General features: G+C 41.7%; 18 protein-coding genes, 1 tRNA gene and 1 riboswitch. Of the genes, 3 read left to right on the top strand and 16 right to left on the bottom strand.

The genetic code is table 11. From position 1 onward, the window contains the following. Nucleotides 1-127 precede the first annotated feature (127 nt). The 9 genes from dnaE to HXT23_RS01290 all read right to left on the bottom strand — a co-directional run bounded on the left by dnaE (nucleotide 128) and on the right by HXT23_RS01290 (nucleotide 12,021). Nucleotides 128-3,679: a DNA polymerase III subunit alpha gene (dnaE, locus tag HXT23_RS01330; RefSeq protein ID WP_422112954.1), complete on the bottom strand. Its 3,552-nt coding sequence runs from the start codon at nucleotides 3,677-3,679 to the stop codon at nucleotides 128-130. 52 nt (nucleotides 3,680-3,731) lie between these two features. Further along, nucleotides 3,732-4,688 carry an RluA family pseudouridine synthase gene (locus tag HXT23_RS01325; protein WP_422112953.1) on the bottom strand — a complete coding sequence of 319 codons (957 nt, stop codon included), beginning with the start codon at nucleotides 4,686-4,688 and terminating at the stop codon, nucleotides 3,732-3,734. After that, nucleotides 4,681-5,175 (bottom strand): signal peptidase II, encoded by a 495-nt coding sequence (locus tag HXT23_RS01320; protein WP_016808726.1) that lies wholly within the window; start codon nucleotides 5,173-5,175, stop codon nucleotides 4,681-4,683. Before HXT23_RS01320 ends, HXT23_RS01325 begins: the two co-directional genes overlap by 8 nt. Before the next feature lie 68 nt (nucleotides 5,176-5,243). After that, nucleotides 5,244-6,557 carry a DivIVA domain-containing protein gene (locus tag HXT23_RS01315; RefSeq protein WP_016787380.1) on the bottom strand — a complete coding sequence of 438 codons (1,314 nt, stop codon included), beginning with the start codon at nucleotides 6,555-6,557 and terminating at the stop codon, nucleotides 5,244-5,246. A gap of 273 nt (nucleotides 6,558-6,830) precedes the next feature. Then, nucleotides 6,831-7,124, bottom strand: a complete 294-nt coding sequence (locus HXT23_RS01310) for a YggT family protein (RefSeq protein WP_415701891.1) — start codon at nucleotides 7,122-7,124, stop codon at nucleotides 6,831-6,833. 211 nt (nucleotides 7,125-7,335) lie between these two features. Further along, a complete protein-coding gene (locus HXT23_RS01305; RefSeq protein ID WP_016635704.1) occupies nucleotides 7,336-7,800 on the bottom strand; it encodes a cell division protein SepF in 465 nt (154 codons plus the stop codon). Nucleotides 7,801-7,824: 24 nt separating this feature from the next. After that, nucleotides 7,825-9,033 carry a cell division protein FtsZ gene (gene ftsZ / locus HXT23_RS01300; protein WP_016635705.1) on the bottom strand — a complete coding sequence of 403 codons (1,209 nt, stop codon included), beginning with the start codon at nucleotides 9,031-9,033 and terminating at the stop codon, nucleotides 7,825-7,827. Between the two features lie 229 nt (nucleotides 9,034-9,262). Next, complete coding sequence (gene dusB, locus HXT23_RS01295) at nucleotides 9,263-10,417, bottom strand: tRNA dihydrouridine synthase DusB (RefSeq protein WP_116438596.1); 1,155 nt, start codon at nucleotides 10,415-10,417, stop codon at nucleotides 9,263-9,265. An 83-nt stretch (nucleotides 10,418-10,500) separates the two neighbouring features. After that, nucleotides 10,501-12,021, bottom strand: a complete 1,521-nt coding sequence (locus HXT23_RS01290) for a glycine--tRNA ligase (RefSeq protein WP_016635707.1) — start codon at nucleotides 12,019-12,021, stop codon at nucleotides 10,501-10,503. 167 nt (nucleotides 12,022-12,188) lie between these two features. Between HXT23_RS01290 and HXT23_RS01285 the strand changes: the two genes are divergently transcribed. Together HXT23_RS01285 and HXT23_RS01280 are read left to right on the top strand one after the other, a co-directional pair. Continuing rightward, nucleotides 12,189-12,578, top strand: a complete 390-nt coding sequence (locus HXT23_RS01285) for an MTH1187 family thiamine-binding protein (protein ID WP_016635708.1) — start codon at nucleotides 12,189-12,191, stop codon at nucleotides 12,576-12,578. A 64-nt stretch (nucleotides 12,579-12,642) separates the two neighbouring features. Next, on the top strand, nucleotides 12,643-13,872 hold the full coding sequence (locus HXT23_RS01280) for a M20 family metallopeptidase (RefSeq protein ID WP_016635709.1): 1,230 nt from the start codon (nucleotides 12,643-12,645) through the stop codon (nucleotides 13,870-13,872). 26 nt (nucleotides 13,873-13,898) lie between these two features. On the opposite strand, the gene HXT23_RS01275 is transcribed toward HXT23_RS01280, so the two are convergent. The 6 genes from HXT23_RS01275 to HXT23_RS01250 form a co-directional block, all read right to left on the bottom strand. Next, the gene (locus HXT23_RS01275) at nucleotides 13,899-14,693 is read right to left on the bottom strand and encodes an isoprenyl transferase (RefSeq protein WP_016635710.1); all 795 of its coding nucleotides are present in this window, start codon (nucleotides 14,691-14,693) and stop codon (nucleotides 13,899-13,901) included. 92 nt (nucleotides 14,694-14,785) lie between these two features. Further along, nucleotides 14,786-16,027 (bottom strand): phosphotransferase enzyme family protein, encoded by a 1,242-nt coding sequence (locus HXT23_RS01270; RefSeq protein ID WP_115757264.1) that lies wholly within the window; start codon nucleotides 16,025-16,027, stop codon nucleotides 14,786-14,788. 108 nt (nucleotides 16,028-16,135) lie between these two features. Then, nucleotides 16,136-17,059: an ABC transporter substrate-binding protein gene (locus HXT23_RS01265; protein ID WP_016808719.1), complete on the bottom strand. Its 924-nt coding sequence runs from the start codon at nucleotides 17,057-17,059 to the stop codon at nucleotides 16,136-16,138. Nucleotides 17,060-17,228: 169 nt separating this feature from the next. Next, complete coding sequence (locus tag HXT23_RS01260; protein WP_004130359.1) at nucleotides 17,229-17,849, bottom strand: ECF transporter S component; 621 nt, start codon at nucleotides 17,847-17,849, stop codon at nucleotides 17,229-17,231. Nucleotides 17,850-17,885: 36 nt separating this feature from the next. After that, nucleotides 17,886-17,987: riboswitch (TPP riboswitch) on the bottom strand. An 86-nt stretch (nucleotides 17,988-18,073) separates the two neighbouring features. Continuing rightward, a complete protein-coding gene (recO, locus tag HXT23_RS01255; RefSeq protein WP_016787368.1) occupies nucleotides 18,074-18,826 on the bottom strand; it encodes a DNA repair protein RecO in 753 nt (250 codons plus the stop codon). Nucleotides 18,827-18,880: 54 nt separating this feature from the next. Further along, on the bottom strand, nucleotides 18,881-20,239 hold the full coding sequence (locus HXT23_RS01250; RefSeq protein ID WP_422112952.1) for a DivIVA domain-containing protein: 1,359 nt from the start codon (nucleotides 20,237-20,239) through the stop codon (nucleotides 18,881-18,883). Between the two features lie 163 nt (nucleotides 20,240-20,402). Here HXT23_RS01250 and HXT23_RS01245 point away from each other — a divergent pair. Next, nucleotides 20,403-20,476 (top strand) — tRNA-Val (locus HXT23_RS01245). Here the strand turns inward: HXT23_RS01245 and HXT23_RS01240 are convergent. Further along, the gene (locus tag HXT23_RS01240; RefSeq protein WP_422113070.1) at nucleotides 20,467-21,384 is read right to left on the bottom strand and encodes a S16 family serine protease; all 918 of its coding nucleotides are present in this window, start codon (nucleotides 21,382-21,384) and stop codon (nucleotides 20,467-20,469) included. The genes HXT23_RS01245 and HXT23_RS01240 overlap by 10 nt on opposite strands. Between the last annotated feature and the right edge of the window lie 149 nt (nucleotides 21,385-21,533).

Here is a 21,533-nt window from a genome sequence, read left to right as displayed (position 1 = left end):
TTGCTTTACTTGTTTTTACTTATCTTCACTTATCTTTACTTATAACTATCACTTCTTAAAACGCTTAAAATCACTCTAAATCACTCTAAGAATATTCTACGCGATTAGCTTATTTTAGGCGCTTATTTTAAGCACTTGGCAAGCAAGCTGGGCCAAACAATATTTTTAGCTCTGCAAAAAGTGACGTATCTCGCTTGACTCTAAATCTATCTCCAAAAGATAAGACTTTTGCGCACCCCTTAGAGTCAATCAAAGCAAGATTTACTTCGCAACAACCGGGATGCCTTGTAACAATGTTTTCAAGCTCTTTTATACGAGACTTTTCTAGCGCTTGCAAAGGCAAAACAATAGTTACAGGTTGAGCGTCTTCTGCCTCTAAGCTTGGAACTTCAAAATCCGTAGCTCTTAAAGAAACAGTTTCGTCTCGAACTTCTACCTGGCCCCTAATTCGCACAACTTGATCAATCGCAAGTTCTGCAGCAGAAGACTCGTAAACTTTGCCAAAGAACATGCATTGTATTGAGCTTTCCATGTCTTCAATAGTTACAATCGCCCAAGCATTACCTTTTTTAGACACTCGCCTATCTACGCTAGTAACAAGTCCTGCAAGAGTTACTTGTTGATTTTCGCTCATAGTTCTAGCACGGTTTAGAAGCTGCGCAATCGACATTTCTCTAAGACCAGCCAAAACAGCAGAAAGTCCACTCAAAGGGTGATCCGAAACATAAAGTCCAAGCATTTCTCGCTCAAAGTTTAGCTTCGTTTTTTTATCCCACTCTTCAACATCTGGAATATTGATTTGTGCGTCTCCAAGCTCGTTACTTGAATCATCCAAATCGGCAAAAAGGTCAAATTGGCCACCTGCCTGCTTTCGCTTAATAGAAATAACTGAGTCAATTAGTGGATTATAAACTTCAAAAAGTGCTCGCCTACAAGTGCTAATTGAGTCAAAAGCACCAGATTTAATAAGCGATTCAACAAGTCTGCGATTCAGAGATTCAAACGATACGCGATTTACAAAATCCTTAAAATCAACGAATTTTCCGCGCTCGCTTTCCCTCTCGCTAATAATATCGTTAACTGCTTTATCTCCAACGTTTCGTACAGCTCCAAGGCCAAAGCGCACAACATCTCCAACTGCAGAATATTCAAGAACCGACTCATTAATATCTGGTTGCAAAACGCGAATACCCATGCGTCGTGCTTCACCCAAGTAAAGTGCTGTCTTATCTTTATTAGTGCGCTCGTTTTGAAGCAATGCAGCCATAAATTCCACAGGATAATGCGTTTTTAAGTAAGCAGTCCAATAAGAAATCAAACCGTATGCAGCCGAGTGAGCCTTATTAAACGCGTAACCCGAGAATGGAACCAGAACATCCCAAACAGCTTGGGCAGCTTCTTCTGAATAACCATGTTCCTTCATGCCTTTAAAGAACGGTATTTTCTCTTTAGCTAGCACTTCTGGCTTCTTTTTACCCATAGCTCTACGCAAAACATCTGCCTTGCCAAGGCTGTATCCAGCTAAAATACGAGCAGCCGACTGCACCTGCTCTTGGTACACAATCAAACCATAAGTTTCGCCAAGAACATCTTTTAGTGGCTCCGCAACCTCTGGATGAATAGGCGTAATATCTTGCAAACCGTTCTTACGCTTAGCATAATTGGTGTGCGAATCCATATCCATAGGACCTGGTCTGTAAAGCGCAATCAAAGCAGAAATATCGTTAAAGTTATCTGGTTTTAGAGTGCGAAGAAGCGCACGCATACCGTCGGAATCAAGCTGGAAAACGCCTAAAGTATCTCCTCTTGCAAGAAGCTGATATGTTTCTTTATCGTCAAGCGGAATTTTAGTATAGTCAATAGGCTCTTTTCCATTATTTTCAACGTTTTTAAGAGTATCTCTAATAACTGTTAAGTTAGAAAGACCCAAAAAATCCATCTTAACTAAGCCAAGCGTTTCGCAAGTGTGATACTCAAAGGTAGTTGTAATCGTGCCATCAGTGCGCTCCAACAGAGGAGATGTATCTGTAATAGGCTCCGAACCCATAATCGTTGCACAAGCATGTACACCCGTTTGGCGAATCAGACCCTCAATACCCTTTGCTTCTTCTGTAATCCGCTTTGTATCTGGGTCGCTATCATACATCTCGCGAAACTCGCGAGCTTCCGCATAACGCTTTGACTTTTCGTCAAAAATATCGTGGAAACTCATATCTTTGCCGTTTTTTGGAGGCGGCAAAATCTTTGTAATTTTTTCTCCAACAGAAAACTCATAGCCCATTATTCGAGCAGAATCTTTAAGTGCTTGTTTTGTTTTAATTGTGCCATAAATCACGCATTGCGCTACTTTATCTTTTCCATATTTTTCGCCAACATATTCCAAAACTTTGGCTCTACCTTCTGGGTCAAAGTCAACGTCAATATCTGGCAAAGACACGCGCTCTGGGTTTAAGAATCGTTCAAAAATCAAGCCATGCTTCATTGGATCTAGTTCGGTAATGCCCATTGCATACGCAACCATTGCGCCTGCTGCACTTCCTCGGCCAGGGCCAACCATAACCCCATGCTCTTTTGCCCAATTAATATAGTCTGCAACAACTAAAAAGTAGCCACAAAATTGCATTTGGCATATAACGCCACACTCGTAGTCTGCTTGTTTTAAGACTTCAATAGGAACGTTTTTGTTATATCTGCGCTCTAATCCTTCTTCGACTTTTTTAAGAAATAGCGAAGTCTCATCCCAACCTTTAGGGCAGTCAAATTGCGGCATAAAAGCGCCATCTTCGCCGTCATCAAACATAACATTGCATCGGCGAGCAATCTCAAGAGTATTATCGCAAGCTTCTGGGAACTCCTTAAAAAGCTCACGCATTTGCTCAGCAGACTTCAAATAATAGCCAGAACCGTCAAACTTAAAACGATCTGGATCATCTAAGCGAGATCCAGAATTAATACAAAGCATTGCATCTTGCGCTTCGCGATCTTCTTCGTGCACATAGTGCAAGTCGTTAGTAGCAAGAAGAGGAGCATTCAACTTTTTAGCAATCTCAAGCAAATCTTTTGTAACGCGTGTTTCAATAGAAAGCCCGTGATTCATAAGCTCAATAAAGAAATTATCTCGACCAAAAATATCTTGGAACTCACCTGCAGCGCGTAAAGCCTCATCAAATTGACCCAAACGAAGACGCGTTTGAATAATTCCAGACGGACATCCAGAAGACGCTATAACACCTTTAGAATACGTTGAAAGCACATCTTTATCCATTCGAGGATATCGCATAACGCGACCTTCCAAATTGGCTATAGACGATGCTTTAAGCAAATTTGTTAAGCCTTCATCATTTTCGGCCCACATTGTCATGTGAGTAATCAAACCACCGCCAGAAACATCGTCGCTTCTTTGCGCGTCCGTTCCCCAATGAACTCGGCTTTTGTCTTGTCTGGCTGTTTCTGGAGTCACATAAGCTTCGATTCCAATAATCGGCTTAATCCCAGCTTTTACAGCCGTGCTCCACATCTCGTACGCGCCATGCATATTGCCGTGGTCTGTAATAGCAATAGCTGGCATACCCAATTCTTTTGCACTCGCTACTAGGTCTGGTATCTTTGAAGCACCATCCAAAAGCGAATAATGCGTGTGGTTATGCAAATGTACAAAGTTTGTTTCTGGCCTAGTCATGCTTGCTATTTTATAGATGCAATATGACCTGTTTTGCTAAATATGCTCGCTTTTATAATTGTCGCACGGCTTGTAAAGCGTGTTGCAAATCTAGCGGATACTTCGATTCAAGCTTAACTAATTTTCCTGTTCTAGGATGCTTAAATTCTAGCTTAGTTGAGTGAAGCCATTGGCGTTGTAACTCTAGTTTTTCTGCGAGCTTTGGGTTTGCTCCATACATTTTATCCGCCACTAATGGATGGCCAATCGAAGAAAAATGCACGCGTATTTGGTGAGTTCTACCCGTCTCTAAATTTACGCTAACTAAAGTTGCAATTCCAAAGCGCTCCAAAACATCCCAATGTGTTACAGCTGGCTTGCCATTTTTGGTTACAGTAAACCTAAAGTCAGATACTTTCGACCTTCCAATCGGAGCTTCAATAGTCGCTTTGTTTTGCTCCAAATTTCCTTGCACTAATGCCGTATAAGTTTTTTTAACACTATGACTAGCAAATTGCTGCTTCATCTTTTCGTACGCAAAATCCGTTTTGCAAACGAGCATAAGGCCGCTTGTTCCAACGTCTAACCTGCTTACGATTCCTTTGCGTGATTCGTCGCAAAGCGTTGTGTTTATTTTAATTCCAGCGTCTTCTAGACATTCTGGAACAGTAGGCCCGTTCCACCCTTTTGCTGCGTGAGACGCAACAGAAACAGGCTTGTTTATTACTACAACATCGTCATCGTTATATACGATTTCCAAATCGCATATAGAAGGCTTACTTTGAGCATTACTGGAAGAATCGCGAGCACTAGCACAATCGCAAGCACAATCGTCTTCTTTATTTACAACAATCACATCTGATTCTTGCAAAATAGACGATTTTTGCGACTTTCTATTTAAGATTTTTGCTTTGCCACTATCGATTAGCGATATTGCGTTTGCACGCGATACTCCCATAAGCTTCGACAAACATACGTCGAACCTGCATCCTGCAAATTGACTCGTAACTGTAAAACGAATATCACTCATCAGCGCGCTCTATAAGAGGAATCCCAATCAAAATAAGGCATATAACTGCGATTCCTGCAAACATAAGCTCAATATCTGCAACATTTCCAACGGACCATCCGTAGTTTATAAAATCTACGACTTTTCCGTTCAAAAAGCCCTGAGCATATTGCGCTCTATCAATAAGATTTCCAAAAGCTCCAGCAAAAGCTAAAGCAAGCGCAATAGTCCAATATAAGGATTTTGTGTGCTTAATAACAGCAGTCATAGCACCGCAAGCAGCGCAAGCTAACACGCTAATAACCCAAGTAAAAGAAGAGCCTAAGCCAAAAGATGCTCCAGGATTCCTAACAAGAGTAAAAGAGAGCAAGTGTGGAAGAATCTCAATGTTTTTTCCACCACTAAGCGCTGCTAAAGCCCAAACTTTTGTTACTCGGTCTAAAACCACGCCAATAAAAGCAATCAGTGCAAAAACGGCTGCGCGATTACGCAGCCGTTCTACACGCACATAACTATGCGTCAATGTATTTTCCAATCTAAAGGGATTTAGTAAATACTACTAAATACTAGTAAATACTACTTATCCTGCTTATCTTGATTTTCCATAGATGTATACGTGTTTTCGTCGGAAACTTGAGCAACAAGCTGACCCAAGAAGTCGGTCAAGCGAGTACGATACTCAGTTTCAAACTGCTTAAGGCTTTGAATGTTTCCTTCAATAACCTTAGTTTGCTTCTCGAGATTCTCACGTACTTGGCGAGCATATGCGTCTGCAGAAGTGCGAGTAGTGGAATCGTAATCCGCAGCTCTGTGCTGAACTTCTGCTTCGTATTGATCAGCTTGATCGTGAGTTTGCTTGGAGTAGTCATCCGCAGCTTGACGAACCTTGCCCGAGTAAGCGTCTGCCTCGTTGTGAGCACGAGCCGCATAAGCATCGGCATCTCCGCGAGTACGCACCGAATAATCATCCGCATCCCCGCGAGTTTGCTTATTGTATTCGTCAGCCTCGCTGTGCGTGCGACCAGAGTATTCGTCTGCCTTGGCAATTATCTCGTTATAGCGTGCCTGGCTTTCTTCAACAATCTGCTGAGCCTTTGCCTTGCCCTTGTCTACGTATTGATCGTGCAATTGCATTGCAAGAGTCAACATAGCAGTAGCACGCTCTGGCTCCGAGCCCTGAGCTTCCGCACCAGCGCCTGCAATCTTTTGCAAGCTACCAGTTTCTGTGCTTGGTTCCATCTTAGAAACTTGCTCGCGAAGCTGTTCTTCTCGCTTATGCGATTCTTCGAGCTGCTTGTTAAGATCTTGAACCTTAGCATTTTCTTGCTGAGTTACAACAAGCTGCTGGCGAACCTCTTCTAGCTCACGACCCAAGTTTTCGCTGCTTGCACGGAAGTCATCGCGCTCGCGCGTAACGTTTTCAAGCTCTTCTTGAATCTTCTTATCAGCGTCTGCCTTAGCATTATCTGCATTTGCAGCTTGAGCGGTAAGCTGATCTACTTGAGCACCCAATCCATCCAGTTGCTCCTTAAGCTGCTGATTTTGCTCGCTCAATGCACGGTTGTTTTCTTCCGCTTCCTTAAGCTTTGCTGCAAGATCGTTATCACTCTTGCTTGCATTGCTGGATGCTTCTCGCAAATCATTATTTTCTTTAGTTAAAGATTCAACCTGATTTGTTAAGTCTGCAATCTTATTGTTTAAGCTAGCAACATCAGCGCCAAGAGACTGCGTAGAAGCCCCGAGTCCTTGCACGGCCTGCTGACCAAGCGCTTCGATTGTTTCTGTAACCTGATCTAAAAAGTCATCAACTTCGTCAACGTCATAGCCTCCCTTGAATCTAACGATCTGGAAGGTATGCTCGCGAATGTCTTTAGGCGTTAACAGAGCCATAATGCATTACACCTCACTTTTGGGCGCGCAGCCCTTTTGATATATCTCTTCGATGCTATCACGTCCATAGAAAAAATTGTGTAAAAAGTAATTATTTTTTACGAAATCTGCCAATATTTTATTATTCAGACTTATTTTTATTATGAAGACTTACGTTTAGTAAATGTTTAGTAAATAATGTGATTAATAGATAATAATACGAACATCGTTTAAAAATAGTGGCGATTGCGCGCGTATAGTGAACATTCTTAAAGTCTTAATAAAACAAAAATCTTAATAAATCATAGATAAAATCACTTGTAAAACAATTATCAAAAAGTAAACAACCATAAAACTTACGTCTAAACTTATGTTACCAAGCCTTACGGGTGGTATGAATCTACGCGCAAATCTTAAAAGCGGTTCCGTTAAATAATATATGATTTGAGCAAATTTTCTAACAATCGCATTTGGCCTAAATGAATGGAATACGATTGGAATCCAGTCTAAAATTGCGCGAATAAATAGCACTGTTAAGTATGCGCTTAGAAAAAGATTAATGATTAATATTAAGCTGTTAAAAATCATAAACTCACTTCCGTAAATAAACTTTCTTAAAACAATCACAAGTAAACAATCATCACAATAAAAGTTAAGAAGATTTTTGTTATTAGATAATTTTTATTCGATAATTGATATTAGATAATTTAAGGCAGAAATCTCAAAGAGACTCTGCCTTAAATCTAAATAACGCATAAAGCAAATGCTATAAGCGGTCTTTGTTACTAAGCTTGTATCTTTACGAGAACAATTCTCTAGCAGAACCGCCATTAGGAGCGTCTTCAACCTTTATGTTTACTTGCGAAGGACTTAGAAGAAACACTCTTGGCGTTACTCGCTCAATAGATCCACGAACACCAAACACAACTCCAGCAGAAAAGTCAACAATGCGATACGCAACAGATTCACTAACACCAGTAAGATTCAAAACAACTGGAGTTCCATCTCTTAACGCACGCCCAACTAATTGAGCATCGTCATAAGACTTTGGATGAATCGTTGTAATGCGACTCATGCGGACTGCTCCAGCACGAGAAGCAGTGCCATTACCCAACTGCGATTCTGAATTATGCAGACTTATAGGAGCAACGTTGTGATCGTTGTCAAACGAAGTTTCTTGCGCTTGAGAATCAACGAAATCATCGTCGTCTTGAACATCACTCATGCCTACGTAAGACATCATGTTCTTCATAAAGCCAGCCATTAAGCTGCCCTCCTATCGCTATGCTTAACGTAGAAAATCAGGAATATCCAATTCGTCTGGTTCGTCTTGAGGCTTATCTTTAGCAGCCGATGCTTGATAATTCTGGCTTGGAGCAACAGAATCAAACATGGAAGAAACAGGATGTGAAGATTCTTCAGCAACAACAGGCTTTGCAGGAGATGCGACTGGAGTTGTTGACTGAGCTGGGGCAACAGAATCAACTCCTGCTTGCATATCTACAAAAGCACCAGCCTTATCGTCTTCCACCTTAGGGTGGGAATCAAAACCAGCGGCAATAACAGTAACGCGAACTTCGTCTCCGTAAGAATCGTCCAAAGAAAGACCCCAAATAATCTGGGCTTCTGGATGAATTGCCTTGCGAACAAGTTCTGTTGCAGCACTTGCTTCTTGCAACTTCAAATCGCTTGGACCTGCAATATTAATCAAAGCACCGTGAGCACCCTCAATGCTCTCTTCAAGCAATGGGGAGCTAATAGCAATTTCAGCAGCTTGAGTAGCTCTGTCTTCTCCCTTTGCAGCGCCAATTCCAAACAGCGCGGTTCCCGCACCACGCAAAACGGCGGTAACATCCGAAAAATCAACATGAATATAAGAATTCATGGTAATCAAATCGGTAATACCTTGCACGCCTGCAAGCAATGCGGTATCTGCCGTCTTAAAAGCTTCAATAATTCCGATAGTTCGATCTGAAATTTCCAACAAACGATCGTTTGGAATAACAATCAAAGCATCGACTTCTTTACGAAGATTTTCAATACCAAGTTTTGCCGATGCAGCACGCTGAGGGCCTTCAAACCCGAAAGGACGCGTAACTACTGCGATTGTTAAAGCACCTTGCTGGTGTGCAGCTCGCGCAACTATTGGGCTTGCACCTGTACCAGTTCCACCGCCCTCGCCGCAAGTTACGAACACCATATCGGCGCCCTTTAATGCTTCTTCAATGTCGGATTGATGATCTTGTGCAGCTTTTGCACCCTTTTCTGGATCAGCACCAGCACCGAGACCACGACTTGAAGCATCAGATAATGAAATCTTTACATCAGCGTCGGAACGCAACAAATCCTTAGCATCAGTGTTGATAGCTACGAATTCTACGTTCTGCAAACCCTCGGTGATCATTCGGTTGACGGCGTTACCACCGGCTCCACCGACGCCGACTACCTTGATTATGGTTTTGTCGTTGAAATTGTCAGTCTGGGCAATCTCGCTCACCGTTGTCTCCTGTCACTCACACGCACGTTTTACGCAATACTTTAGCGCAAAACGCTCGATAATGGCGACGTTTTACAAATAAAAACTTAAAAAATGTCACCGATTCGATAATACACCGTGCTATACGCAAATATTTAAGGCGTTTTATCAACAAAAGTTTGGAACATTAAGCAATAGTTTAGACGCCATTTTTAACAGCCACTAAACCCTAGAAAACTCTAGAAAAACGCTAGTAGCTAGCATCCATTGGATCATTGCCAAAAAGCTCTTTGCGCTCCTCGCTAGTAGTAATTCTTGAATCCAACCAGCCATATGGCAAATGAACTTTTTTAGCAAAACGAACTCGACCACGCGGCGTGTCTAAAATCTGCTCAGGAAGCTTAAGTGACGAATCTAACGCATCAATATTGCGTTGAACGTCATCAATAGACTCGCATTCCATAAAGCTTTTGCGAGTTCCTCCTCCAACTGGGAAGCCTTTCAAATACCAAGCAATATGCTTTCGCAAGTCATGAACTGCCATTCGCTCATCGCCATCATAAAAGTCAACAAGAAGCTCCAAATGCCTTAAAATCACCTTGCAAACTTCGCCAAGACTTGGATTAACACGATTATCGCTGCCATTGCAAGCAGAACGAATATCTGCAAAAATCCAAGGACGCCCCTGGCAGCCTCTACCAATAGCAACGCCTGCACACCCTGTTTCTTTAAACATTGCAAGAGCGTCGTCCGCGCCCCAGATATCACCATTGCCAAAAACAGGAATATCTAAAGCCTCTACAAGCTCGCCAATACGGCTCCAATCGGAATGACCACCATAATATTCTGCAGTGGTACGCGCATGCAAAGTAACAGCCGCACAACCCTCTTCTTGCGCAATATGGCCAGCTTGCATAAAAGTCTCGTGAGCTTCGTCAATTCCAACACGGAATTTAGCTGTAACAGGAATTCCCGCTGGATTACACACGCTTACAACGCGATGTAAAATCTCTTGAAGCAAATCTGTTTTCCAAGGAAGAGCAGAACCGCCGCCGCGCCTTGTAACTTTAGGAACTGGGCAGCCAAAGTTTAAGTCAACGTGATCTGCCATATTTTCGTCAACAACAATTCGAGCAGCTTGCTCCACAATTAAAGGATCTACTCCGTAAAGTTGCAAGGAGCGCACTTTCTCGCTAGGCGCAAAACGGCATAAACGCAAGGCTTTTGGATTTCTTGCGACTAGTGCGCGTGCAGTAATCATTTCTGCAACATACAAGCCATCTGGCCCGTACTCTCGGCAAATCACGCGAAAAGGCCAGTTAGTAATACCAGCCATTGGAGATAAAACAACAGGAGTTGCAATATGAATTTTCCCTAAATCCACTGGTTTAATAGAAAAATCCATATTGCTTTAACTCCGTTCACTTTAATATATTTTTGCTAGCGATTTTATGCGACTTTTTACTAGCGACTTTTACTAAATACTTATTAGTACAATCCGCCAGCTTGAGCAATCTTTACAGGCTGCGACTCGTCAACGCCGCCTTCCTTAGAAACATCCACACCGCCATCTGCAGCGCGAGTTCCAACAATCTCTACAGGACCTTGCGGATACTTAACGCGCTTTTCATTAATGCGGCTTGCTACGTAATCTGCAACCTTATCTAATGAAACACGCTCTTGTTGCATAGTGTCGCGCTCGCGAATTGTAACAGCGTGATCTTCCAAAGTATCGAAGTCAACTGTTACGCACAAAGGAGTACCAATCTCGTCTTCGCGGCGATAGCGGCGACCAATAGCGCCAGCCTCATCGTAGTCAATAACCCAATCATGCTGTCGAAGATCCGCAGCCAAATCTTGAGCAACCGATTGTAATTCTGGCTTCTTGCTCAATGGCAAAACAGCAGCCTTAACAGGAGCCAAACGAGGGTCAAGTCTAAGAACAGTGCGCTTATCCACTCCACCCTTAGTGTTTGGAGCCTCGTCAACGTCGTAAGCATCAACCAAGAACGCCATAAGCGAGCGCGTAAGGCCAGCAGCAGGCTCAATAACGTAAGGCACGTACTTTTCGCCAGTTGCCTGGTTAAAGTAGCTCAAATCCTCGCCAGAATGCTTAGCATGAGCAGACAAATCGTAGTCGGTACGGTTTGCAATGCCTTCAAGCTCTCCCCAGTCAGATCCTTGGAATCCGAATTTGTATTCAATATCTACAGTGCGCTTGGAATAATGGCTTAGCTTCTCTTTAGGATGCTCATACATGCGCAAATTCTCTGGCTTTACGCCCAAATCAACATACCAATTTACGCGAGTGTCAATCCAATATTGATGCCAAGCTTCGTCGGTTCCAGGCTCTACGAAGAACTCCATTTCCATCTGCTCAAACTCGCGAGTGCGGAAGATGAAGTTTCCAGGCGTAATCTCGTTACGGAAAGACTTACCAATGTTTGCAATGCCGAATGGCGGCTTTTGACGCGTAGAAGTCATAACGTTCTTAAAATCAACGAAAATACCCTGCGCTGTTTCTGGTCGCAAGTAATGCAAGCTGTTTTCGTCTTCTACTGGCCCCAAATGCGTGCGAAGCATCATGTTAAAATCGCGAGGCTCCGTCCAATTTCCGCGAGTACCGCAATCTGGGCAAGCAATGTCTTTTAAGCCATTCTCTGGCATCTTGTCGCCATGCTTTTCGGCATAAGACTCTTCCAACTTATCTGCACGATGGCGCTTATGGCAATTCAAGCACTCAATAAGAGGATCGTTGAATACAGAAACGTGACCAGACGCAACCCAAACTTGAGAAGGCAAAATAACAGACGTATCTACGCCAACAACATCGCCACGAGTAGTGACCATATAACGCCACCATTCGCGCTTAATATTATCTTTTAATGCAACGCCCAAAGGGCCATAATCCCACGCGGAGCGAGTTCCGCCGTAAATCTCTCCAGCTGGGAACACAAATCCACGACGCTTAGCCAGCGACACAACTTCATCAAGTTTTGAAACAGCCACAATACACCTTTTTCGTAAATCTAGAAAATTCGGGTGAAACGGTGTTTATTATAGAAAAACCCTGTGACGCTAATAGAAACGTATAAAGCTACATATATAAGCTAAGCGAATACAATAAAGTGTAAGCATAATTTTGAACACACATTTGCATTTTGAAAGGATCTAAAATGAGCGAAAACAATGTTGAAAAGACTAACGATAACAAGACTTGCGATACTTGCAATAACAAAAATTCCCACAAAACTAATACAGTTGCAGCATTATGCATTGCTCCTAGCGGAGTTGGCGAAGAACTTAGCGAATACGTAGCAGATTGCGTTAAAGTGATTCGTGATTCTGGATTAAAAAACGAAACAAACGCAATGTTTACAAACATCGAAGGCGAATTCGACGACGTTATGCGCGTTGTAAAAGACGCAACTATGGTTCTTGTTGAAAAAGGCTACCGCACAGGCGTTATCTTAAAACTAGACATTCGCCCTGGTTTTAGCGGTCAAATCGACGCAAAAGCTGCTCTTGTAGACAAGATTCTTGAAGAACGAAATAAAGAAAAATAAAACTAAAATCAAATAATCTCAAAACTCAACAAAGTTATAACAAAACAAAAGAAAGCAGGAATTTATGCTGCAACTTACGGCAGTTCAGAAAATATTGTCCGATTTAGATAAAACCCAAGCAGAACGAGAAAGACAATACAAATACTTTCATCAACATCCTGAACTGTCAATGAAAGAAGATCATACAGCTCAAACAATTATTGATATTCTTAGCAAAGCTGGGATTGAAACAAAGCGAGTTGGCAAAACAGGCGTTGTGGCAGAGATTAAAAACGGCGAAGGTCCTGTTGTTGCTATGAGAGCGGATATTGATGCGCTTCCAATTAAAGAAAATTCAGGAAAAGATTACAATTCAACAGTTAGCACGCAAGACGAAAATGGCAAAACGGTCGGAGTTTCACACGCTTGCGGTCACGATTTTCATATTTCCAGCCTACTTGGTGCCTTGAAGGCTTTTAACAAGCATAAAGATGCTTGGAGAGGAACGTACATTGGCGTTTTTCAGCCTGGAGAAGAAACAGCTCAAGGCGCAAAAAGCTTGGTTGAAAATGGCATTACACGCATTATTCCAAAGCCTGACGTTTACCTTGGTCAGCATGTGTTGGGCGCTATTCCTGCAGGAACAGTTGGTATTCGATCGGGCGCGTTCTTAACTACTGCAGCTTCGATTCGTGTGCACATTTTTGGTAAAGGTTCACATGGTTCTATGCCTGAGTTGAGTGTTGACCCAGTGATTGTTGCTTCGTCAATTGTGCTTAAATTGCAAACGATTGTGTCTCGCGAACTTGCAGCTAAAGATTACGCAATAGTTACAGTCGGCGCAATAAACGCTGGAAGCAAGTCAAACATTATTCCAGACGATGCGGAACTTTTGATTAATACTAGAACATACAGCGAAGATACTCAAAAATTTGTTCACTCTGCTATTGAGCGAATTGTGCGCGGAGAGTGCGAGCTTGCAAGATGTCCTAAGAAACCAGAATTTACATACTATGACCGCTATCCGCTTACGAATAATGATCAGAATTCATCTTTGCGCGTGCGTAAAGCTTTTGATGAATACTTTGGAGAAGACTCTGTAAATATTTCGCGCGCTTCTGCTTCAGAAGATTTTTCTATAGTCGCGAACGCTTTCAATACACCTTACGCATACTGGGGATTAGGTGGATTTGAAGACATGAAAAATGCTCCAGGAAACCACAATCCAGCTTTTGCTCCAGATTTGCAACCAACTCTAAATCGTGGACTTGAATCAGCTGTTGTTGCAGCTTGTGCATGGCTAGCTTGCGACTAATAAATTAATTCTACTAACAGATAAGTTTAAGCGGTTTTTACGCCACCAAATCTGCGGTCGCGATGCGCATAACGGTCGATTGACCTCCACAACGCTTCGCGACCATAATCTGGGAAGAGTTCTGGCACAAAATCAAGCTCCGCATAAGACGCCTGCCAAGGCAAAAAGTTGCTAGTGCGCTGCTCTCCCGAAGTGCGAATCACAAGATCACAATCTGGAATATCTGGATTATACAAATGTTCTGCAATCATCTTCTCGCTAATGCGATCGCCCTTAATTTTGCCGCTTTTAACTTCCCTAGCAATTGCCGCGCAAGCGTCTGCGATTTCCGCGCGACCACCATAGTTTAAGCAAAAAACAACGTCAATCGTAGTGTTATTTTTTGTGATTTCTTGAGCTTTTTCCAACTCGTCAATAACAGACTTCCACAATTTCGGCCGTCTTCCAGCCCAGCGCACGCGCACTCCCCACTCATTCATTTGCGCAACTCTGCGGTGAATAATATCTCTAGAAAATCCCATCAAAAAATGCACTTCTTGAGGAGATCTCTTCCAATTTTCAGTAGAAAACGTGTACAAGCTTAAGTAGCGAACACCTGCTTCTATGGCTCCTGCAATAGTGTCAAAAACCACTGGTTCCGCCGCTTTATGCCCTTCAGTGCGAATCATTCCGCGCTCTTTAGCCCATCTGCCATTGCCGTCCATAATCACGCCTACATGGCGAGGAACTTTACCTTTAGGAAAATCTGGCACACGGCTAGGATCACTAAATGGAGCCGCTGGAATATTTAACGAAGTGTAGTCAACGTTTTCAAAACTCATAGTTAAAATCTAACAACCCCATTGAACGAATAGCTAAAGCGTTTTGCAAAGCTTGACTAAAAAGCGCACTAAAAAGCACACTAAAAAGTCCGCTATATTTTTTGCAAAACTTCTGTTAGATAATTCAAATATCTTTTCCCAAAGCAAGATTTGTACCATCTAGCATGCTCTAAGAATCCAGTATCGTAGCCCCAAATCTTAAAATCGTAAGATCCATTTGACTTTAAGTAATAGTCTACAAATTCTACGCATTGCTCGATTTGACTTACAGATAAAACAAGCGGAAGCAGCTCTTTTTCAACATCTGTTAACGGTCGAACGCTAGCATATCCTTGCAAAATTGCTTCTGCTAAGTCCGTTCTAAATGAATCTTTTTTGCCATTCGCAATATCTACCCATTGAATTGTGTTGCGTTCTAAAGTCATTGCCAAATCGTAGATTGCTGTGTTTTTATACGCCATTCCAAAATCAAACACTGCACTTGGAGCGCTACCTTCCCACATAAAATTAGATATATGCGGATCTCCATGAGTCCACTGCTTTTTTAGATTCGCATACCCCAAATCGTAAATTTTTTTGCATGTTGGAGCAAATTCACTTAAATCTTTTACAAAATCACGATTCTGCTCTTTTAAGAATTTCGCTAAATCAGGTCTATTTTCCAACCAAACTTCTGCAGCTTTTTGCACATCTTCGCTTGCACAAAGACTAAATCTTGATTGAAAAGCGTTGATTTCCTTAGGATTTGGCTCGTCAAAACTTTGCGAAGCTAAGGCGATTTTTGCCATCATTACTCCAAGATTTTTGGCTTCTTCACACGTTTTAGGCGGATCCCAAGTGTACGCGTCTTTGTATCTATCTTCTCCGCCAGCTTTTAAAGTCACTTCGTAAGCGCAATCACCTATTACAAGAAGAGTGCCGTCTACGTAAATATCGCCAGAAGTATCGTCACAAGTATCGCCAGAAGCATTCTTTTCTAAACCTAAAAACTCGCTATTTTTGTTAAAATACAAGTACTTTGGCGTGCTTATTTTGTCTTGTAAAAGATGCTCCGCAAAACGATGATACGGCCTAATTGTGCTTGCTTGCCTAACTTTTGTGCTGCATCTTTTAATATAAACGTCCAAACTTTGCGATTTCTTTGACGAATCATCTTTGTAATGCACACGAATCAATGAACCTGCAGCCATTGGACGCAAACTATGACTTAAAACGCAATCAGCTTCTAGCGGATCCTCTAAAAGAGAACACACAATATTTGCCTCATCTAAATCAACATTTGCCCATCTTTGAGCAACAATATCTAGCTGAGGGTCGTTGCTTTCGTTTTCCATATTCGCTCCAATTATTGCCACAGGTTCATTGAATTGTGATATTTATTTGCGATTGTAATTGCGTTTGCAATCGTTATTATGCTTGCGATTCAAGCACATGCTGGCCGACTATTCTGGCAAATACTCGTTTGTTACACATCCGCTTTCTAGGCTCTTTAGCGCGCAATCAAGAGGCACACTTAAGTGGCCATTTTCACCCATCCAACGAGTGTAGTTTTCCACCAAAGCCATGTCTGCTGTACCCCAACGACCATTCTTGTCGTACCAAGACGGAATCACTTCGTCTAGCGAGGCGCGCAAAGCCTCTGGGCTAATATGGCAAAGCGCATTTTGCAAAGCATCAACGCCAGCCTGCGGGTCTTTTCCTGCAAGTTCATAGCCCTTAACTGTTGCGCTTGCAAAGTTGCGTATTAATTGCGGATTTCGCTCAATCATCTCTTGGCGAGCGCAAACATAGTAAGAATGATGAGGCGCTACGCCAATAGAATCGAATGGAAGAACAACAACTTGGTCAAATGGAAGCGAACCCTGGTATGGCTCCCACCAAGCTACGTTAATAAAAGCGTCGCACATTCCGCGCTCTACTGCTCGAATGTCTGGCTCCCATGGGCCTGGATCAATTGTAATCAGCTTGCTAAAATCGCCTCCGTCGGCAGCAACCGCCTGCTGAAGCTCTGTGTATAAGCGCTTAACGCCCATAGGGATTACTACGCGCTTTCCTTCTAGATCTTTGAATCGCGTAATGCCAGTGTTTTTATTTGTTATGATTCCGCCAATTTGCGATTGATTCATTACAGCAAATGACGTTAGCTTGTTTGAGCCATTTTGATGAGCCAAAAGCTGATTTAAGCGAACAAGAGCTATATCTACTTCTCCACGCTCCAAGCATGCTGGAACATCTCCGCGCTCCGTATCTGTGCTTGTAAACTCTACATCTAATCCGTATTGCGCATATAATCCGCGCTTTCTTGCAAGATACATACCTGCGTGATTCGTCCATGGATGCACATATTCAAGACGTACTCTTAGCATACTAACTCCTTTGTTTTATAGTGATTTGTGATTTTATTTTGACTTTTATTTGCGACTTTTGCGCGCTGCTAACTTGCGACTTTATTTGCCACTTTTATTTGCGACTTTACAAAAGTGGGCGAGGTAATTCCCCGCCCACAAATCAAATCTTACTAGCAAAAGTTAAGACTTAAGCGCGTACTTCTTTGCCAGAAGCAAAACGGCTCAATGCGCCAGTAGCAGCAATACCCTTGTACAAGTACCACATAACTACACCACCAATTACAGCACCAGAAATCATGCTGCAAAGTGTGTGAATCATCATGAATGCGCCGAAGATTGGAACACCTGCGTAGTAGAACGGATAGGTTGAAACGATTCCACCCAAACCAGCTAACGCGCCAGAAAGTGCAGTCAAACCAACGTTCCACTTGCGATACATAACAAACAAGAATGCAAACTCAGCGAACAAGCCCTGAACAAAACCAGGAAGAACGGTACCAATACCGCCCCAGTGGCTACCAACAGTCAACTCAACCATTGCAGCAATAAACTCGCCGAATAGTGCAGCGCCTGGCTTGCGAACCATAATAGCAGCTAAAGGACCAGCGAAGTAGAACAAACCATAGTACAATGCGCTAACGCCTGGAACTGGAATAAGCTTAAGAGCAGCAGAAATAGGCTCACTAATCAAGCCGATGCCCCAGAAGATAATACCAGAAGCTACAGCAATAACAACCGTGAGCGTAACATCGGCTACGTTCCAACGCAAGGATGGACGCACGGTCTCTTCTTCAACAGATGTACCCATTAGGGTCTCCTTTCATCTTTAACCAATCAAACAAAGGCGACCCTGCAGAAAACTCCGTACGTCGGCATTACCCGATTCACGTTAAACGGTTAGACAGTAATCTTCTCAGCTCTTAAAAGAGCACCCGTGCCTGATATCATTCATATTGCATCAGACAGCGAGGACAAATTTTATAAAATTCAAACATAAAATTAACAAAATCGCTCATTAAGATAATAGAAACTCTAATCAAAATACAGCGAATTAGAATTTTTTTCGCTTAAACGCATAGATCTAATAGGCTTTTCTAACCAATATTCACACCATTGTTCAACACATTTAGATGTTAAATCGTCTATACTTGTTCCGTCTAAATTTTGCCAATCGCCATTAATTAATGAAATCATTTGAAAACGCGCTAGATCATTGCACTTAATAGACTCTAAAGCATGATCTTTAGAGCACATAACTCCACCACTAGCTGCCGAAAAATAGTCTAAATCATTGCGTGTTGAACAAATAACGCACTCATTTAACCTAGGAGACCATCCAGCTAATTGCAATGCTCTTAAAACGTACGAAAGCGCGATTGATTCAGCACTATGCAAACTTTTAGAAAGAGCAGACAAAGCAGCTATAAGAAGATTGTATTGTGAGCAAGAATCCGAATATTGCGAACAAGACGAGACTAAATCGTCTGCAATCTCTGCAATCATGCTAGCGCAACTATACAGATTGTAATCCGCACAAATGCTACCAGCATAAGGCGAGACTAAAACCGCTTGAGAAATAACATCAAAAGTTTTGCCAGTTGCAAAAAGTGCATTAACACGCATAAATGGCTCTAAGCGCCCACCAAATCTAGATTTTAACCGCCTTACACCTTTTGCAACAGCTCGAACCTTGCCATGCTTTTTAGTGAGCATAACAATAACTCGATCAGCTTCCCCAAGAGGAAAAGTCTTAAGAACAACAGCTTCATCGTTATATAACGGCATTAATCAATAACTCTTAGCTTGTATAATCCCTAAATCTAAGTGAAAAATAGATTATTAATTATGATTTGGGTTTACAAATCCGCCAAAATTAGATTCGCCAGTATCGTCAAAATCATCTGAATCATTATTTGCTTCGCGAGAAGAATCTTCAACCGAAGTGTCAAAATGGTTCATAACAGGGAACGAAAGATCTGGAATATCTAAATTAAGACTTTGCGAAGGCTCGAACTTAGGCGAAGCAAGAAGTGAAAGATTCAAATCTCCAATGGATTTAGAATCATTTACATTGTTATTACTTGCATTGTTAGCATTTGCATTATTTACACCATCAGCATTCGCACTAACAACATTCGCGCTATCTTCCTTCTTTTCTGCATCTTTAACTTTTCCAAAATCATTATTGTTAGTAGCAAAATTGTTGGAAGCAGCATTAGGAGCATAAGACGGAGGGAATGCTGGAGGCATAACAGTAGACGCTTGCGACATTTCGTCGTCTGTATCGTCACTAGCTTCAACACTCGCAGAGTGAGGAGTAAAAATCGCCTTCTGTGCATGATGCTCAACAGGAATAGATGGAGGAATTGCTGGAGGCATTAATGGAGAGGGAGCTGGAACTGCCTTAGGTTCAACAGCACTAGGCGCAACAACACTAGGTTCAACAACACTAGGCGCAGAAGATGTTTTAGAAACAACATTTTCTTGTAAATCATTATTAGACTTAGCAGAAACGCCAAAATTAGCAGAATCAACAGAATCACTAGAATCGAAGTCTGTATACTTAGCAACTCGATCATAAGACTCAAGTCTGCTTAATAAGCGAACGCAAGCATTTAGATAATAGTCCACCTGACGCTCGTCATATCCTCGTTTTCCAGAACGTTGAGTAAACAGAACATTAGAAACAAACATTGCGTCAATTTTGTCTAAATCACTTAAACTGCTTCCCCAAACTGGATTATATCCAAGAAGAACAGCAATCTTATCTAGCGACTTATTTACAACATTGTCTACTTGTTTTTTATCGTAAGAAGGCTTACGCGATTGCGCGGAATCAAAGCGCATTTTATAATCGCGCTGGGAATGAGAAAGCAAAACTCTATATTCTTCGTCTGCTTGTGCCTTCCAAACAATCTTGCCGAGATTAGAAATCTCGTACTGCGTAGTCTTATCTACAACTGCACGCTCTAATCTAGAAAGAGCAGCATCTACTTGAGGAATAGCATATCCTTCATCTTCTAAATCGAAAGATACGTCTTGAATATCTTTTTGAGTAAGACTAATGTCGCTAGATTCATACAAAGAATGAGCACGCTCAAGAAAATCATTAACTTGCTCTACGCTGTAACCCTTCTTGCGCTTACCTACACGCTCAATACCCGAAGAATTACGCGCGGTATCAGGTTTACTCGCCATAAACAATAGACCTCCTGAACAGATTCGTATTCAATACACTTTACGCGATTGTTAAGACGCATAAACAAAAAACACGCAAAACACGCAAATGATATATGCGCAAAACACGCCTAAAACACAAATCAACGTTCTAGTACACACCATACTGTATCTTGTTTCAAGCGGGCGATTAGCTCAGCTGGCTAGAGCGCCACCTTTACACGGTGGATGTCGGGGGTTCGAGTCCCTCATCGCCCACTTTCCGCTTTACAAGTTCTTAAAGAATCTAGATTCTTCCCAGCCTTTATTTTTACTAACGCTTTGTATGCGTCATCCAATGTTTTTACGCTTACAACTTTTAAGCCTTGCGGAATATTCCCAACAACTTCATTGCAATTGCTGTTTGGCGCTAAGAACCATTTAGCTCCGTCTCTTTTTGCAGATATCATCTTTAATCGAATACCGCCAATTGGACCAACTTTCCCAGAGTTATCAATGGTTCCCGTTCCAGCGATTATTTTCCCACCAGCCAAATCTGTGTTTGTAAGCTTGTTCAAAATACCCAAAGCGTACATCATGCCTGCAGAAGGTCCACCAATATCGTCTATATGCAACTTAATTTTTACGTTTTTTACATTCACATTAAGATGCTTCTTCGCATAATCCAAAGCCGACACTTGCGCAGAAGATTGCGAAGAAGCCATTTGCTTATTTGTTTCTTTCTTATAATCGCTTGCGTTTTGATTTACTGGAACAAGAACTTCTCTAGGTAAAACTTGCTTTTTAGAATCAAACCAAGATGCAATCGCATATATATTTGGAATCTCGTAACCTGGTATTCCAGACGTATTTACTGTTACTAAAAGAAGCTTTCCACTTTTTGACGAAGATTTATAGTCAGTATTCTTAACAGCGCTATTTTTAACATTAATCACATATTTTCCAAAAGACTTTCCTAGAACATCTTGAGTTGGCCCAGGTTCTTCAACAACGTATGCACTTGGTAGAAAAAGCGCGATAATCGACATAACTACAATAAATAACCCAACAAAATACCTAAATGACTTAGCGGAAAAATATTCAATAAGATCCCCAACAGCATTTTTAAGAGTAGTGAATATATTTTTATTGATTTTATTAAACACGTATGTAATCTTATTAGGCATCTTATTAGACATAAAATTAATAGTATATGTAAATGTGCATAACCTACACTCTAAAAACCCTCACAAGATGCGGTTTTTGAAAAAATTTGAAAAAGTTATACACATTATTAATTTATTAGCAAAAATCACCATGTATCGAGTAGAATCTT

Origin of the sequence: Gardnerella sp. DNF00257, from assembly GCF_049262745.1 — a bacterium.
Classification (GTDB): Bacteria; Actinomycetota; Actinomycetes; order Actinomycetales; family Bifidobacteriaceae; genus Bifidobacterium; species Bifidobacterium piotii.
Note: the sequence above shows the minus strand (reverse complement) of the source record. Positions and strands in the feature narration are given on the sequence as shown.

Excerpts from the sequence above, each read along its gene's own strand:
- HXT23_RS01315 (WP_016787380.1), bottom strand. The coding sequence starts at position 6,557 with ATGGCTCTGTTAACGCCTAAAGACATTCGCGAGCATACCTTCCAGATC.
- HXT23_RS01280 (WP_016635709.1), top strand. The coding sequence starts at position 12,643 with ATGCTGCAACTTACGGCAGTTCAGAAAATATTGTCCGATTTAGATAAA.
- HXT23_RS01275 (WP_016635710.1), bottom strand. The coding sequence starts at position 14,693 with ATGAGTTTTGAAAACGTTGACTACACTTCGTTAAATATTCCAGCGGCT.
- HXT23_RS01285 (WP_016635708.1), top strand. The coding sequence starts at position 12,189 with ATGAGCGAAAACAATGTTGAAAAGACTAACGATAACAAGACTTGCGAT.
- dusB (WP_116438596.1), bottom strand. The coding sequence starts at position 10,417 with ATGGATTTTTCTATTAAACCAGTGGATTTAGGGAAAATTCATATTGCA.
- HXT23_RS01265 (WP_016808719.1), bottom strand. The coding sequence starts at position 17,059 with ATGCTAAGAGTACGTCTTGAATATGTGCATCCATGGACGAATCACGCA.
- HXT23_RS01270 (WP_115757264.1), bottom strand. The coding sequence starts at position 16,027 with ATGGAAAACGAAAGCAACGACCCTCAGCTAGATATTGTTGCTCAAAGA.
- recO (WP_016787368.1), bottom strand. The coding sequence starts at position 18,826 with ATGCCGTTATATAACGATGAAGCTGTTGTTCTTAAGACTTTTCCTCTT.
- HXT23_RS01250 (WP_422112952.1), bottom strand. The coding sequence starts at position 20,239 with ATGGCGAGTAAACCTGATACCGCGCGTAATTCTTCGGGTATTGAGCGT.
- HXT23_RS01260 (WP_004130359.1), bottom strand. The coding sequence starts at position 17,849 with ATGGGTACATCTGTTGAAGAAGAGACCGTGCGTCCATCCTTGCGTTGG.
- dnaE (WP_422112954.1), bottom strand. The coding sequence starts at position 3,679 with ATGACTAGGCCAGAAACAAACTTTGTACATTTGCATAACCACACGCAT.
- HXT23_RS01310 (WP_415701891.1), bottom strand. The coding sequence starts at position 7,124 with ATGATTTTTAACAGCTTAATATTAATCATTAATCTTTTTCTAAGCGCA.
- HXT23_RS01305 (WP_016635704.1), bottom strand. The coding sequence starts at position 7,800 with ATGGCTGGCTTTATGAAGAACATGATGTCTTACGTAGGCATGAGTGAT.
- HXT23_RS01240 (WP_422113070.1), bottom strand. The coding sequence starts at position 21,384 with ATGCCTAATAAGATTACATACGTGTTTAATAAAATCAATAAAAATATA.
- HXT23_RS01325 (WP_422112953.1), bottom strand. The coding sequence starts at position 4,688 with ATGAGTGATATTCGTTTTACAGTTACGAGTCAATTTGCAGGATGCAGG.